The sequence below is a fragment of the Saccharopolyspora sp. MMCC62 genome (assembly GCF_057736575.1).
The window spans coordinates 175,167-189,916 of sequence record NZ_JBYKCM010000001.1 but is presented as its reverse complement, the minus strand read 5'-3'; the positions used below and the strand labels follow the sequence as shown (position 1 = coordinate 189,916).

The 14,750-nt window shown below is 73.7% G+C and carries 12 protein-coding genes; 4 read left to right on the top strand and 8 right to left on the bottom strand.

The features are described from left to right. Positions 1-61 precede the first annotated feature (61 nt). The 5 genes from AC29IT_RS00895 to AC29IT_RS00875 all read right to left on the bottom strand — a co-directional run bounded on the left by AC29IT_RS00895 (position 62) and on the right by AC29IT_RS00875 (position 4,915). Entirely contained in the window at positions 62-811 is a 750-nt protein-coding gene (locus tag AC29IT_RS00895) for a glucose 1-dehydrogenase (protein ID WP_358441699.1), read from the bottom strand. A gap of 1 nt (position 812) precedes the next feature. Next, a complete protein-coding gene (locus AC29IT_RS00890; RefSeq protein WP_488217476.1) occupies positions 813-2,321 on the bottom strand; it encodes an aldehyde dehydrogenase family protein in 1,509 nt (502 codons plus the stop codon). A gap of 146 nt (positions 2,322-2,467) precedes the next feature. Continuing rightward, positions 2,468-3,349: a 3-oxoacyl-ACP reductase gene (locus AC29IT_RS00885; protein WP_488217900.1), complete on the bottom strand. Its 882-nt coding sequence runs from the start codon at positions 3,347-3,349 to the stop codon at positions 2,468-2,470. 186 nt (positions 3,350-3,535) lie between these two features. Further along, positions 3,536-4,624, bottom strand: a complete 1,089-nt coding sequence (locus AC29IT_RS00880; protein ID WP_488217475.1) for a Zn-dependent alcohol dehydrogenase — start codon at positions 4,622-4,624, stop codon at positions 3,536-3,538. Between the two features lie 81 nt (positions 4,625-4,705). Continuing rightward, entirely contained in the window at positions 4,706-4,915 is a 210-nt protein-coding gene (locus AC29IT_RS00875) for a ferredoxin (protein WP_488217474.1), read from the bottom strand. A 302-nt stretch (positions 4,916-5,217) separates the two neighbouring features. Here AC29IT_RS00875 and AC29IT_RS00870 point away from each other — a divergent pair, with 302 nt between their 5' ends. The 3 genes from AC29IT_RS00870 (at position 5,218) to AC29IT_RS00860 (ending at position 9,349) form a co-directional block, all read left to right on the top strand. After that, entirely contained in the window at positions 5,218-6,396 is a 1,179-nt protein-coding gene (locus AC29IT_RS00870) for an acyl-CoA dehydrogenase family protein (RefSeq protein WP_488217473.1), read from the top strand. A 38-nt stretch (positions 6,397-6,434) separates the two neighbouring features. After that, positions 6,435-7,580, top strand: a complete 1,146-nt coding sequence (locus AC29IT_RS00865) for an acyl-CoA dehydrogenase family protein (RefSeq protein ID WP_488217472.1) — start codon at positions 6,435-6,437, stop codon at positions 7,578-7,580. Positions 7,581-7,723: 143 nt separating this feature from the next. After that, positions 7,724-9,349 carry a long-chain-fatty-acid--CoA ligase gene (locus AC29IT_RS00860; protein WP_488217471.1) on the top strand — a complete coding sequence of 542 codons (1,626 nt, stop codon included), beginning with the start codon at positions 7,724-7,726 and terminating at the stop codon, positions 9,347-9,349. A gap of 53 nt (positions 9,350-9,402) precedes the next feature. On the opposite strand, the gene AC29IT_RS00855 is transcribed toward AC29IT_RS00860, so the two are convergent. Continuing rightward, on the bottom strand, positions 9,403-10,506 hold the full coding sequence (locus AC29IT_RS00855) for an NAD(P)H-dependent flavin oxidoreductase (RefSeq protein WP_488217470.1): 1,104 nt from the start codon (positions 10,504-10,506) through the stop codon (positions 9,403-9,405). Next, positions 10,506-12,242 carry an acyl-CoA synthetase gene (locus AC29IT_RS00850; protein WP_488217469.1) on the bottom strand — a complete coding sequence of 579 codons (1,737 nt, stop codon included), beginning with the start codon at positions 12,240-12,242 and terminating at the stop codon, positions 10,506-10,508. The genes AC29IT_RS00855 and AC29IT_RS00850 overlap by 1 nt, the downstream gene beginning before the upstream one ends. A gap of 97 nt (positions 12,243-12,339) precedes the next feature. Here AC29IT_RS00850 and AC29IT_RS00845 point away from each other — a divergent pair, with 97 nt between their 5' ends. Then, positions 12,340-13,128, top strand: a complete 789-nt coding sequence (locus tag AC29IT_RS00845; protein ID WP_488217468.1) for a crotonase/enoyl-CoA hydratase family protein — start codon at positions 12,340-12,342, stop codon at positions 13,126-13,128. Positions 13,129-13,207: 79 nt separating this feature from the next. On the opposite strand, the gene AC29IT_RS00840 is transcribed toward AC29IT_RS00845, so the two are convergent. Beyond that, positions 13,208-14,728 (bottom strand): acyl-CoA synthetase, encoded by a 1,521-nt coding sequence (locus tag AC29IT_RS00840; protein WP_488217467.1) that lies wholly within the window; start codon positions 14,726-14,728, stop codon positions 13,208-13,210. Between the last annotated feature and the right edge of the window lie 22 nt (positions 14,729-14,750).

Here is a 14,750-nt window from a genome sequence, read left to right as displayed (position 1 = left end):
CTCGCGCGGCCGCGCCGCGCCACTTCGACACCCATCGCTCCACCACCTGAGGTTCGGCCGATCACGGGGCCAGGGAATGCGTTGCGGTGGCACCTCCGTCCACGACGAATTCGGCGCCGGTGCAGTAGGAGCTGTCGTCGCTCGCGAGGAACGCGACCAGGTTCGCGACCTCGTCGGGTCGTCCGACGCGGCCGAGGGCGAGCCGGGCGGCGGCGAAGTCGTCCAGCGCGGCGCCCACCTGCGCGCGCACCATCGCCGTGTCGATCACGCCGGGGTGCACCGAGTTGACCCGGATGCCGCGGTGGCCGAGCTCCAGCGCGGCCACCTTCGTCATGCCGCGCACCGCGAACTTGCTCGCCGAGTAGGCGATCGAACCGGCCATCCCGGCCAGTCCCTCCACGGAGGACACGTTGATGATGGAGCCGCCGTCGGGCATCGACCGCTGCACCGCCCGCATGCCGAGGAACGCGCCGAACTGGTTGATCCGCACCACGCGTTCGAAGTCGGCGGGCTCGGTCTCGGCCAGCGGGGCCAGGTGCAGCACTCCCGCGTTGTTCACCAGCACGTCGACCGGCCCGAACGCGTCCTCGGCGGCCGCGACGGCACCGGCCCAGTCGGCTTCGTCGGTGACGTCCACGTGCCGGAACCGGGCGTGCTCCCCGAGTTCCGCGGCCAGCTCGCGACCGGCCTCGTCGGCGACGTCGCCGAGCAGCACCCGCGCGCCGCCGGCGACGAGGCGCCGCGCCGCGGCCGCGCCCTGCCCGCCCGCCGCACCGGTGATGATCGCGACCTTGTCGCGCAGCCCGGCCACGTCACATCATCTCGTCGGTCAGCGGCAGCAGCACCGACTTCAGCTCGGTGTAGGCCTCGTAGGCGCTGCGACCGCCTTCGCGGCCCAGCCCGGACTGCTTGTACCCGCCGAACGGCAGGTGCGGTTCGACCTGGAACCCGTTGATGCCGACGGTGCCCGCCCGCAGCTTCCGCGCGACCCGGAACGCCCGCGCCGCGTCGGCGGTGAACACGCCCGCGCCGAGCCCGTACTCGGTATCGTTGGCCAGCCGCACCGCCTCGTCCTCGTCGGTGAACGGCACCACCGACAGCACCGGGCCGAACACCTCCTGGCGGGCGATCTCCATCCCGTTGTCCACCTCGGCGAAGATCGCGGGGGTGACGAAGTTCCCGGCCGCCAGCTCGCCGTCGGCGCGCACGCCGCCGGTGACCAGCCGGGCGCCGTCCCGCTCGCCGCGCTCCACCAGCCCCAGCACCCGCTCCAGCTGCCGCTCGTTGATCAGCGGGCTGGACAGCACGCCCGGGTCGAACGGGTCGCCGTAGGTGACCGAGGCGGCGATCAGCTCGGCGGCGCCGAGGAATTCGTCGTAGACGTCCCGGTGCACCAGCGCCCTGGTGTGCGCGACGCACGCCTGCCCGGACAGCCCCAGCGTCACCATGCCCATCGCGGTCATGCCCGCCATCCCGGCGTCGGCGTCCGGGAACACCAGCGCGGGGCTCTTGCCGCCAAGTTCCAGCGAGACCCGCTTGAACGTGGGCGCGGCGGCCTCGACGATGCGCCGCCCGACCTCGCGGCTGCCGGTGAAGCTGACCTTGTCGACCATCGGATGGGTGATGAGCGCTTCGCCGGTGATCTCGCCGGTCCCGGTGACCACGTTGAGCGCCCCACCGGGCAGCCCGGCCTCGACGAGCAGTTCCACCATCCGCAGCACCGAGAACGTCGCGTGCTCGGAGGGCTTCAGCACCACGGTGCACCCGGCGGCCAGCGCGGGCGCGACCTTCTGCGCGAACAGCAGGAACGGCGCGTTCCACGGCAGGATCGCGGCGACCACGCCGATCGGTTCGCGCAGCGTCATCGCCAGGTGGTCGCCGCCCTGGTACGGCGGCAGCGTCTCACCACCGGCCTTGTCGATCCACCCGGCGTGGTGGTCGAAGACGTCGGCGGCCACGTCCACGGAACCGGCGTAGACGGTGCCGAACGACAGCGGCACCCCGTTGTCCAGCGCCTGCAGCCCGCGCAGTTCCTCGGCGTGCGCGCGCAGCGATTCCGCGTACCGGTGCAGCAACCGGGCGCGGCGGCCGACCGGTAGTCCCGGCCATTCGCCCTCGTCGAAGGCGCGGCGGGCGGCGCGGACCGCGTCGTCCACGTCCTCGGCGCCCGCGACCGGGAACGTGCCGATCTCCTCCTGGGTGGCGGGGTGGTGGTGGGTCCAGGTGCGACCGGAGCGGGCCGGGCGCCGCTCGCCGTCGACGAGCAGCGAGCCGTCCGGCAGCCCGATCCGCTCGCGGTGCTGGTGCACGGTCAGCGACATCCTCGTCACTCCTCCTGGTCGGGCGGGCGGTCAGGCGGTCGAGCGGGCGGTGGAGCATGTGGTCGAGCGGTCCTGCGGTCGAGCAATCGAGCGGTCCTGCGGTCGAGCGGTCGAGCGGTCGAGCGAGTGGGCGGGCGTGCCCCGGTCTAGCCCAGCGACAGCACGTCGTCGCTGGTGAACATGCCGCCCGTGCGGTCGGCGAAGTGGCCGCCGACAGCGCGGTGCAGCTCCGCGGTGGTCCAGGTGGGTCCGGTGGCGTCGAACCGGCGCTCGATGGTCGGCGGCGCCAGCAGCGCCACCTTCCCGCCGTGCACCACGAACACCTGGCCGTTGACGGCGTCGGCGGCCGGGGCGGCCAAGTAGGCGACGAACGGGGCGACGTGCTCGGTGGACAGCGGGTCCACGCCGCCGTCCGGTGCGGGCCCGAAGACGTCCGCGGTCATCCCGGTGCGGGCGCGCGGGCAGATCGCGTTGGTCCGCACTCCGTAGCGGGCCGTGGCGCGGGCGGTGGAGACGGTGAGCGCGGCGATCCCGGCCTTCGCGGCCGCGTAGTTCGGCTGGCCGCCGGAGCCGAGCAGGAACGCCTCGGAGGAGGTGTTCACGATCCGGGCCCCGACCTCCTCGCCGGTCTCCTTGCACAGCCGCCGCCAGTGCGCCGTGGCGGTGCGGGTGAGCAGGAAGTGCCCGCGCAGGTGCACCCGGATCACCTCGTCCCAGTCCTGGTCGGACATGCCGAACACCGTCCGGTCGCGCAGCACGCCCGCGTTGTTCACCACCACGTGCAGCGCGCCGAAGTGGTCGAGGGCGGCGGCCAGCAGCCCGTCCGCGGTCTCCCGTTCGGCCACGTCGCCGCGCACCGCGACGGCCCGCCCGCCCGCGGCGGTGATCTCGGCGGCGACGTCGTCGGCGGCGGTGGAGACGTCGTTGAGCACCAGGCTCGCCCCGGCATCGGCGAGCGCGAGCGCCTCGGCCCGGCCGAGGCCGGCGCCCGCGCCGGTGACGACGGCGACCCGGCCGTCCAGCCGCAGCTCCGGACTCTGCTCCACAGTGGACTCCTCAGGTCGGTGGCTCTGCTGGTCGATGGTCCTGCCGTCCGGCGTCCGGTCGGTGGCCCGGCCGGTCGGCGGCCCGGCCGGCCGGTCGCCGGTCGATCGGCGCCCGGGTCGGACGTCGTGCGAGCACGTCGATCGCCGCCGGTCCGGCCGGTCGATGCCCTAGTCGAAGGTGACGATCTGCCGCACCAGCGCGGCATCGCCGCCCCGCAGCGCGCCCAGCCCGTCGTTGATCTCGTCCAGCGGCAGGCGCCTGCTGACCATGCCCTCCAGGTCGAGCAGCCCGGCGCGCCAGAACCGCAGCATCCGGTCGATGTCGCGGCGCGGATCGGCCGAGCCGTAGAACGACGGCAGGATCTTGCGCTCGGTGATGAACAGCTCCTGGGCGGTGAACTCGACCCGCTGCTCCGGCCCGCCCGCGCCGACGACGACGGTGCTGCCGCCGCGCCGGGTGGCGTCGTAGGCGGCGCGGATGGTGCCCGCCAAGCCGACCACCTCGATGGCGCAGTCGAACCCGGCGCCGCCGGTGAGCTCCTGCTTCAGCTCGTCGAACCCGTCGGGGGTGGCGGTGTGCGTGGCGCCGAACCGGCGCGCCCCGGCGTGCTTGTCCACGACCGGGTCCACCGCGACGATCGTGCCGGCCCCGGCCAGCCGCGCGCCCTGGATCACCGAGATCCCGACGCCGCCGCAGCCGATGACGGCGACGGTGGAGCCCGGTTCGAGCCGCGCGGTGTTGAGCACGGCGCCGACGCCGGTCAGCACCCCGCAGCCCAGCAGCGCGGCCACGTCGAACGGCACGTCCGGGTCGACCTTGATCGCTCCGGCGCGGGGCAGCACGAGCTCTTCGGCGAAGGTGCCGCACCCGGCGAACCCGAACACCGGCTGCGCGCCCACTTCGAACCGCGGGGAGGTGAACGCGGCGACGGTGTGCACCGCGCACAGGTGCGGCTGGCCGTGCAGGCATTCCCGGCAAGTCCCGCAGGGCGGGACGAAGGTGATGGTGACGTGGTCGCCGGGTGCCAGGTCGGTCACCTGGTCGCCGACGGCGAGCACCTCGCCGGCGCCTTCGTGGCCCATCACGCCGGGGGCGAGCGCGGGCAGCGTGCCGTTCATCGCGGACAGGTCGCTGTGGCAGATCCCGGCGGCGCGGATCCGCACGTGCACGTCCGTCGGGCCGGGGGCGACGACGGTGGCGTCCGCGCGGACGTGGAGCCGGTCGTCGCCGATCTGATCGAGCACCGCTGCTTTCACGGGCGTGTCCTCTCGCCGCGTCCACGTCCGCCGGGGCGGACTGTTATCTGCGACACACGGTAGAACGTGTTCCCGTTCTGCTCAAGAGCCGGAATCACCTTCGTTATCCGCGAAGAACAAGGCGCCCTTCGGGCACAGCTGCACCGCTTTGGAAACACGTTCTACCTGCTCGACGGGGACGGGGCGGTGGACGTGCAGCCGCTCGTCGTCGTCCAGCTCGAAGACCTCCGGGGCGAGCCCGGCGCAGACACCGTTGGCCTCGCACAGCTCCGGTCGCACGCCGATCTCCATCGCCACCTCCGCGCTCGGGGACCCCGTCCGCGCGGCGAATCGGCACCGGCCTTCCGAGGGGGCAACGAGCCACCCCCGCCCGGAGACACCGTCCGGCCGCCGGATCACCCGGGCGGACCAGTGCGCCGAGCACCCGGGAACGGAATCCGAACCTAGAACGAGTTGCACGTTAACCGACCAGCCGACTCGGATGCGATGGATGACGACCAGTAGGAGGAAGGTCGACCCGCGCCCACCCGCCGGTCTATGGTCACTGCAACACGTTGCACTTCTACCGGGCACCGCTCGCGCCAGGAGGGCTCATGCGGATCGGCTTCACCCCCGAGCAGCAGCGGTTGCGGCACCGGCTGCGCGACTACTTCGCGGACCTGATGACCGACGAGCTGCGCGCCGAGCTCACCGGCGACGGCGACTACGGTGACGGCGGGGCCTACGAGCAAGTGGTGCGCAGGCTCGGCGCCGACGGCTGGCTCGCGCTCGGCTGGCCCCGCGAACACGGCGGGCACGGCGGCAGCATGCTGGACCAGCTCATCTTCACCGACGAAGCCGCCGTCGCCGGGGTTCCGGTGCCGTTCCTGACGCTCAACAGCATCGCCCCCACGATCATGCGCTACGGCACGCCGGAGCAGCGCGCCCGGTACCTGCCGGGGATCGCCGCGGGAGAGCTGCACTTCGCCATCGGCTACTCCGAGCCCGAGGCGGGCACCGACCTCGCCGCGCTGCGCACCACCGCGGTGCGCGACGGCGACCACTACGTGATCAACGGGCAGAAGATGTGGACCAGTCTGGTGCAGTACGCCGACCACATCTGGCTGGCCTGCCGCACCGACCCGGACGCCCGCAAGCACGAGGGCCTCAGCGTGCTCGTGGTGCCGACCGACTCCCCCGGCTTCTCCTGGACGCCGGTGCGCACCGTCGCCGGGCCCACCACCAGCGCCACCTACTACGAGGACGTGCGGGTACCGGTGAGCGCGCTGGTCGGGACGGAGCACGGCGGCTGGCCGCTGATCACCAACCAGCTCAACCACGAGCGGGTCGCGCTCACCTCCGCCGCCCCGATCACCACGGCGCTCGGGCAGGTGCGGGAGTGGGCGCGGCGCACCGAGCTCGGCGACGGACGCCGGGTGCTCGACCAGGAGTGGGTGCGCTCGCACCTGGCCCGGGTGCACGCGGGGACCGAGGTGCTCAAGCTGATGAACTGGAAGATCGCCTGGACCGCCGAGCAGCGACCGGCGCCCGCCGCGGCGTCCGCGACGAAGGTCTACGGCACCGAGCTGGCCATCGAGGCCTACCGGCTGCTGATGGAGGTGCTCGGACCCGCGGGGCACGTCCGCGGCGGCTCGCCGGGCGCGGCGCTGCGCGGCCGGATCGAGCGGATGCACCGGGCCGCGCTGATCCTCACCTTCGGTGGCGGCACCAACGAGGTGCAGCGCGACATCGTCGCCACCGTGGGCCTTGGACTGCCGCGCGCCCGCCGGTGAGGCGGGCCGGAACCCACCACTCGCAGAGGAGCACCGCGATGGACTTCGCCCCCACCGAGCAGCAGCAGGACCTCACCGAGCTGACCCGCCGCATCGCGACCGGCCGGGTGACCGCCGACCGGCCGCACGAGGCGGAGTCCGAGCACTTCGACCGCGCGCTGTGGGCGGACCTGGCGAAGGCCGGGGTGCTCGCCGCCGCGCTGCCCGACTCCCTCGGCGGCGCCGGCTGCGGGCCGCTGGAGCAGTGCTCGGTGCTGGTGGAACTCGGCCGCGCCGTCGCCCCGGTGCCGTACCTGACCTCGCTGGTCACCGCGGCCGGTGCGCTGGCCCGGTTCGGCGACGAGCACCAGCGCGAGCGGTGGGCACGTCCGGCGGGCACCGGCGAACTCGTGCTCACCGCCGCGTTCGCCGAAGGCGCCGAGCACGATCCGCGGCCGCCCGCGACCCGCGCGGACCGGACCGGTGACCGGTGGGTGCTGGACGGCGCGAAGGTCGCGGTGCCCGCCGGGACCGTCGCCGACGCGTTCCTCGTCCCGGCCACCACCCCGGACGGCACCCGGGTGTTCGTGGTGGCCGCCGCCGACCCGGGCGTCTCGGTGCGGGCGCAGCGGGTCGTGGACGGTGACGCCGAAGCGGTGGTGGAGCTGGCCGACGTCCCGCTCGACGAGGACCGGCTGCTCGGCGGCGCCGACGTCGCCGGGTGGCTCGCCGACCGGTTCGCGCTCGGGACGTGCGCGGAACAGCTCGGCGTGCTGGAGCGCGCGCTGGAGCTCACCGCCGCGCACGCCCGCGACCGCGTGCAGTTCGACCGCCCGATCGGCACCTTCCAGGCGGTGTCGCAGCGGCTGGCGGACGCCTACGTGGACGTGGAGGCGGTGCGGCTCACGACGTGGCAGGCCGCCTGCCGCGCCGCGCAGGACCTGACGTGCACCGCAGCGGTCGCGGTCGCGAAGTTCTGGGCCGCCGAAGCCGGGCACCGCGTCGCGCACACCGCGGTGCACGTGCACGGCGGCACGGGCATCGACCTGGACCACCAGCTGCACCGCTACTTCACCGCCGCCAAGCGCCGCGAGTTCGCCCTCGGCGGGGCCACCGCCCAGCTCCACCGCATCGGCGCGGCGCTCGCGGCGGAGGAGGAGACGGACACCTCGTGCGACGAGGACGGGCAGCGCGAGCACGGGTAGCGCGAGCACGGCGCCGGTCGCTCGGCGTCCAGCGGTTCCGCCACGCGCAGGACACCTCAGGTGCATGACCCAGCTGCCCACCGTGGCCGGGCGAATGGGCCATTCACCTGGGTTGGAACCGGGTTTCGACGGGAGGAGCGGGCATGGCCGAGCAGACGCCGACGGTGACCGAGCTGTTGCTGGCGCGGGCCGACGACCCGCGGCCGGGACTGCGCTTCGAGGACCGGGAGTGGAGCTGGGCGGAGCACGTGCGCCGCAGCGCCGAACTCGCCGCCCTGCTCCGCGCGCTGCTGCCCGCCGACCGGCCGCCGCACGTCGGGGTGCTGCTGGACAACGTGCCGGAGTTCTCGTTCCTGCTGGGCGCGGCCGCGCTGTCCGGCACCGTCCTGGCCGGGCTCAACCCGGGCCGCCGGGGCGCGGCGCTGGCCCGGGACGTGCGGCTCGCGGACTGCGCGCTGGTGCTCACCGAGCCGCGGTACGCCCCGCTGCTGGACGGCGCCGACCTCGACGCCGAGGTGCTGTTGCTCGGCTCACCGGAGTGGGAGCGGGCGCTGGCCGCGCACCGCGGCGCCCCGCTCGACCCGGCACCGGCCGCCCCGGACGACCTGTTCGCGCTGCTGTTCACCTCCGGCACCGGCGGCGAGCCGAAGGCGGTGCGCTGCACGCACGGCAAGGTCGCGTTCCCGGGCCGGATGCTCGCCGACCGGTTCCGGCTGGACGGGCGGGACGCCGCGTACGTGTCGATGCCGCTGTTCCACTCGAACGCGCTGTTCGCCGGGTGGGCGGTCGGTCTGGCGGCGGGTGCCGCGATCTCGTTGCGGCGCCGGTTCTCCGCGTCGGAGTTCCTGCCCGACGTGCGCCGGTTCGGCGCCACCTACGCGAACTACGTCGGCACTCCCCTGTCCTACGTGCTGGCCACACCACCGCGGCCGGACGACGCGGACAACCCGCTGCGGATCGCCTACGGCAACGAGGGCGCCGAGCGGGACCTGGCCCGGTTCGCCGATCGCTTCGGCTGCCGGGTGGTCGACGGGTTCGGCTCCACCGAGGGCGGGGTGGCGATCTCCCGCACCCCGGACGCGCCGGCCGGCTCGCTCGGCAAGCCCGGCCCCGGCGTCGCGGTGCTGCACCCGGACACCGGTCGGCGGTGCCCGCCCGCGGTCTTCGATCGGGACGGGCGGCTCGCCAACCCGGACGAGGCGGTCGGCGAACTGGTCAACACCGACGGCGCCGGTTGGTTCGCCGGGTACTACGGCGCGCCGGAGGCGGACGCGCAGCGGATGCGCGGCGGCATGTACCGCAGCGGCGATCTCGCCTACCTCGACGCGGACGGCTTCTGCTACTTCGCGGGCCGGTCCGCGGACTGGCTGCGGGTGGACGGGGAGAACCTGGGTGCCGCGCCGATCGAACGGGTCCTGCTGCGGCACCCGTCGATCGCGCACGCCGCCGTGTACGCGGTGCCGGATCCGGTGGTCGGCGATCAGGTGATGGCGGCGCTGGTGCTCGCGGGCGAGCTCGACGACCTCGGGGACTTCCTGGCCGCGCAACCGGATCTGGGGCCGAAGCAGCTGCCGCGGTTCGTCCGGATCGCCGCGGAGCTACCGCGCACCGGCACGCACAAGGTGCTCAAGCGCCAGCTCGCCGCCGAGCGCTGGACCTGCCCGGACCCGGTGTGGTGGCGCCCGGGCCCGGAACCCCGCTACGAGCTCCTGCTGCCGGAGCGGGCGGCCGCGCTGGACCACCGGCGCACCACGACACCACCCGGGTGAATGGCCCACCTGCCCCGCAGGAGTGGGCGAATGGGCCGTTCACCTGGCCGATTTCAGCGGAGGTTCCCCAGGCGGGCGAGTGTGTCGTCGGTTTCGCGCAGCAGCTCCGCCATCAGCTCGTCCACGCCGCGCACCGCGTTCATCCGGCCCACGACCTGCCCGACCGGCATCGACACCACCCCCGGGTCCTCGGCGGCGGTGATCCGCTGGTGCGCCTCGCTGACCAGGATGTTCTGCAGCGGCATCGGCAGCGGTTCCGGCGCGTCCGGTTCGCTCCACGCCTCGGTCCAGCGGGTCTTGAGCAGCCGCGCCGGTTTGCCGGTGTAGATGCGGGTGCGCACGGTGTCCGCGGAACCCGCGGCGACCAGCGCGCGCTGCATCGCCGAGCCGCCGGTGGTCTGCACGTACTCGCGGGTCGCCAGCCAGTACGAACCCATCCACGCCCCGCTCGCGCCCAGCGCCAGGGCGGCCGCGATCTGCCGCCCGGACCCGATGCCGCCCGCGGCGAGCACCGGGGCGCGGTCGCCGACGGCGTCCACGATCTCCGGCACCAGCACCATGGTGGCGATCTCGCCGGTGTGCCCGCCCGCCTCGTGGCCCTGCGCCACGACCAGGTCCACGCCCTGCTCGACGTGCCTGCGGGCGTGCTCGGCCTTGCCGGCGAGGGCGGCGACCTGCACGCCGTGCTCGTGGGCGCGGCCGATCACGTCCGGCGGCGGGGAACCGAGCGCGTTGGCGATGAGCCGCACCGGGTGCCGCAGCGCCACGTCCACGTGCGAGCGGGCCACCGAGTGCAGCCAGCCGAGCACCGCGTCCCCGGTCTCCTGCCCGGCGGGCAGTTCCGGCACGCCGAGCCGGTCGAGGGTGCGGCGCACGAAATCCCGGTGCTGCTGCGGCACCATCGCCGCCAAGTCCACATCGGACCCCTCGGTGGGCACGGTGGAGGGCATCACCACGTCCACGCCGTAGGGGCGGTCGCCGGTGGCGCGGTCCATCCAGTCCAGCACCGCGTCGAGCTCGGCCGCGTCGTTGAACCGCACGCAGCCGAGCACACCGAGTCCGCCCGCGCGGCTGACCGCGGCGGCCACGTGCTCGGACGGGGTGAAGGCGACGATCGGGTGCTCGATGCCGAGCCGGTCGCAGAGGTCGGTGCGCATCACGGAGTCCTTTCGGCGGTGCCCCGCGCCGCGGAGCCGGGGTCGTCGGCGGGTGGTTCGGGAGCGGACTCCGCTGCGGCGGCGCCCTCCGACGCGGGACCGGATTCCGCCGCGGCGGCGGGGGTGCTGCCGGTTCCGGAACGGGCGCAGCTGGGCCGGAACCGCTCGGCGAGCCCGCGGGCCCACCGGTAGTCCGGCTTGCCGCTGGGCGAGCGGCGCACCTCCCCCGCCAGCCACAGCTTGCGCGGCACCTTGTACCCGGCGATGTGCCGGCGCGCGTGCCGGTCCAAGTCGTCCCAGGCGGGTGCCGCCCCGTCGCGGGTCTGCACGACGGCGGCCACGCACTGCCCGAGCCGCTCGTCGGGGACGCCGAACACGAGCGCGTCGAACACGACGGGGTGCGCCTTGAGCACGCCCTCGACCTCTTCGGGGTAGACCTTCTCGCCGCCGGTGTTCACCGACATCGAGCCGCGGCCGAGCATGGTGACGGTGCCGTCGGGTTCGTAGCGGGCGTAGTCGCCGGGCACCACGTAGCGGGTGCCGTCGATCTCCACGAACACCGCGCCGGTCTTGTCCGGGTCCTTGTAGTAGCCCAGCGGCACGTGCCCGGAGCGGGCGAGCAGCCCGACCTCGGTGGAGTCCGGCGGCAGCAGCGTCCCGTCCCGGCCGATGATCGCGGTGGCCGCGTCGGCGTTCACCCGGGGACCGCCACCGGTCGCGGTGTCCTTGCTCAGCACGCCGATGCCGCTGAACCCGGTCTCGGAGCTGCCGATGGAGTCGGTGAGCAGCACGCCGGGCAGCGCGTCGAGGTACTGGCGCTGCACCGACGGGGAGAACAGCGCAGCGCTGCTGGAGATCGCGACCAGCGAGGACACGTCGTGCTCGCCCTCGTGCAGCGCTTCGATCAGCGGCCGGGCCATCGCGTCGCCGGTGATGGCGAGGACGTGCACCCCGTGGCGTTCGACGGCGCGCCAGATCTCGTGCGGGTCGAACTCGGGGACGATCACGACGGGGCTGCAGGCGAACAGGTTCCCGAACGCGGCCCACTGCGCGGCGCCGTGGATGAACGGAGCGGCCGGTAATCGCACGAGCCCACCGTTCGCGGCGCCGTCGCGGGCCTGTTGCCACTCGTCGGCCATCGGCTCGCCGGTCATGAAGTCGATGCCGCCGCCGAGGGTGCGCCAGACGTCCTCGTGGCGCCACATCACGCCTTTCGGGTTCCCGGTGGTGCCGCCGGTGTAGAGCAGGAACAGGTCGTCGTCGGAGCGGGCCGGGAAGTCCCGCTCCTCGGAACCCTCGGCGAGGGCGGTCTCGTACGGGGTCGCGGCGCAGTCCAGGTCGCTGCCGTCCTCCAGGACGAGCACGTGCCGCAGCCCCGGCGGCAGCGCCTGCGCCACCCGGTCGGCGTAGCGGCGTTCGTGGACGAGCGCGACGAGGTCGGCGTCCTCGTAGAGGTAGCGCAGTTCTCCCGCCACGTAGCGGTAGTTGACGTTGACCGCGACCGCGCGCAGCTTGTACGCGGCCAGCATGACCTCGAGGGCTTCGATGCGGTTGCGGGTGTGCACCCCGATGTGCGAGCCCCGGCCCAGCCCGCGGGCGGCCCAATGGTGGGCGAGCCGGTTCGATCGGCGTTCCAGTTCGGCGAAGGTGGCCCGGTGCTCGCCGCAGATCACGGCGACGCGCTCGGGTGTCAGGTCGACGGCGTGCTCGAAGAGATCCGCGATGTTGTGTGCCACCCGATCGAAATTAGAACATGTTATTGTTCGAGGCAACGGGCCGATCGGTTCACGTTTCCCTGCAACGCATTTCCCGCTCGCACCACGGGAGGAACGCATGCCCGAAACATCCCCGCACTGCCTGGTGGACCGGCGCGGCGCGGTGCTCGTCGTGACGCTCAACCGGCCGGAGGCGCGCAACGCGCTGTCCGCCGAGATGATGGCGATCATGCAGCGCGCCTGGGACGAGGTGGACGCCGATCCGGAGATCCGCGCCTGCGTGCTCACCGGCGCGGGCGGCGCGTTCTGCGCCGGTGCGGACCTCAAGGCCATGACCACCAGCCACCCCGGCGACACCACGGCGGGCCGGGACCTGTCGGTGATCGAACCGCTGCTGAAGGGCCGCCGGCTCACCAAACCGCTCATCGCCGCCGTCGAAGGACCGGCCGTGGCGGGCGGCACCGAGATCCTGCAGGCCACCGACATCCGGATCGCGGGCCGCAGCGCGCGGTTCGGGGTGTCGGAATGCCGGTGGGGCCTGTTCCCGCTCGGCGGTTCCGCGGTCCGGCTGCCGCGGCAGATCTCCTACGCGCGGGCCGCCGAGATCCTGCTGACCGGCAGGCACGTGAGCGCCGAGGAGGCCGCGGAGATCGGCCTGATCGGCCGGGTGGTGCCGGACGGCGAGGCGCTGCCGACCGCGCTGGAGCTCGCCGAGGCCGTGGCCGCGAACGGGCCGCTGGCGGTGCGGGCGATCCTGCGCACCATGCGCGAGACCGAGGGGATGCCGGAGCAGGAGGCCTTCCAGGTGGACACCCGCCTGGGACTGGAGGTCTTCCGCAGCGCGGATGCGAAGGAAGGTCCGCGCGCGTTCGCGGAGAAGCGCACCCCGCACTTCCGCGGCGAATGACCAGCCAGGTGAATGGCCCGTTCACCCGATCCCCTTGGGCGAGTGGGCCATTCACCTGAATCCGATCGGGTGGTGCCGGTCAGGATTTGAGCTTGCGCTTGTACAGCTTCCCGTTGGGGTCGCGCGGCAGCTCCTCGGTGTAGTCGACCACGCGGGGGAGCTTGAACTTGGCGAGGCGTTCGGCGGCGAACTCCAGCAGTTCGGCGGTGAGCGCCTCCTCCCACGCGACGCCGGGCGCGGGCTGCACGACGGCCTTGACCTGCTCGCCCCAGTCCTCGTGCGGCACGCCGAACACCGCGACGTCGGCGACCTTCGGGTGCACCGAGAGCACGTTCTCGATCTCCGCCGGGTAGATGTTCACCCCACCCGAAATGATCATGTCGCTCTTGCGGTCCCGCAGGTACAGGTACCCGTCCGCGTCGAGGTACCCGACGTCGCCGAGGGTGAACAGGTCGCCGACGCGCCCGCTGCGGGTCTTCTCCGGGGCCTGGTGGTACTCGAAGCTGGAGGTGCCCATCCGCATGTACACCGTGCCGACCTCGCCCGCCGGGAGCTCCGCCCCGGCGTCGTCGAGGACCCGCACCACCGATCCGGGCCAGGCGCGGCCGACCGATCCGGGTTTGCGCAGCCACTCGCCGGCGGGGATGACGGTGCCGCCGCCTTCGGTGGCCGCGTAGTACTCCACGACCACCGGTCCCCACCAGTCGAGCATCCGCCGCTTCACCTCGATCGGGCAAGGCGCGGCGCCGTGGATGGCGACGCGCATCGAGGAGACGTCGTGGCGCTCCCGAACCTCGGCGGGCAGCGCGAGCAGCCGGTGGAACTGGGTCGGCACCATGTGCGTGTGCGTCACCCGGTGCCGCTCGACGAGCGCGAGCATCCGCTCCGGGTCCCACCGGTCCACCAGCACCACCGGGTGCCCCAGTTGCAGCGAGATGCTCGCGAAGTTCAGCACCGCGGTGTGGTAGAGCGGCGAGCCGCACAGGTGCACGTGCCCGTCGAACGGTTCCAGCCCGAAGATGCCGAAGAACCACTGCGAGTACACCGGCACCTGGTCCGGGTCGGCGCCGGTCAGCGCGCGCCGCACGCCCTTGGGCCTGCCGGTGGTGCCGGAGGTGTAGAGCATCGGCGAGCCCGCGGTGCGCACGTCGGGCCGGGTCGCGGGCTCGTCGGCGCCGAGCTCGGCCAGCGGCCGGAACCCGGGGATCTCGCCGACCGCGAACCGGCGGTGCCCGTCCAGCCCGGCCTGCTCGGCGGCGTCGGTAGCGGCCGCGGCGAAGCGCTCGTGCGCGAGGAACGCCCCGGCTCCGCTGTCGTCGAGGATGTAGGCGATCTCGGCGCCGACGAGGTGCCAGTTCACCGTGACCACGTACAGCCCGGCCTGCAGCGCGGCGAAGTAGGCGGCGAGCAGTTCGGGCCCGTTCGGCAGCAGCAGCACCACGCTGTCGCCGGGTTCGAGCCCCATCGCCTGCCAGCCGCGGCCGATCCGGTCGGCCTCGGCGGCCAACGCGCCGTAGCCGATCTCCCGTTCGTCCGGCGCGATCAGCGCGGTGCGGCCGGGATCGTCGGCGGCGATGTTCCAGAGTCCGATGTCGGTCACGGCGCACTCCTGTCCCCGGGGG

What these genes read in the sequence shown, in the direction of transcription:
- AC29IT_RS00875 (WP_488217474.1), bottom strand. Translation starts at nt 4,915, where the DNA reads ATGGAGATCGGCGTGCGACCGGAGCTGTGCGAGGCCAACGGTGTCTGC.
- AC29IT_RS00860 (WP_488217471.1), top strand. Translation starts at nt 7,724, where the DNA reads ATGGCCGAGCAGACGCCGACGGTGACCGAGCTGTTGCTGGCGCGGGCC.
- AC29IT_RS00890 (WP_488217476.1), bottom strand. Translation starts at nt 2,321, where the DNA reads ATGTCGCTGACCGTGCACCAGCACCGCGAGCGGATCGGGCTGCCGGAC.
- AC29IT_RS00870 (WP_488217473.1), top strand. Translation starts at nt 5,218, where the DNA reads ATGCGGATCGGCTTCACCCCCGAGCAGCAGCGGTTGCGGCACCGGCTG.
- AC29IT_RS00865 (WP_488217472.1), top strand. Translation starts at nt 6,435, where the DNA reads ATGGACTTCGCCCCCACCGAGCAGCAGCAGGACCTCACCGAGCTGACC.
- AC29IT_RS00845 (WP_488217468.1), top strand. Translation starts at nt 12,340, where the DNA reads ATGCCCGAAACATCCCCGCACTGCCTGGTGGACCGGCGCGGCGCGGTG.
- AC29IT_RS00855 (WP_488217470.1), bottom strand. Translation starts at nt 10,506, where the DNA reads ATGCGCACCGACCTCTGCGACCGGCTCGGCATCGAGCACCCGATCGTC.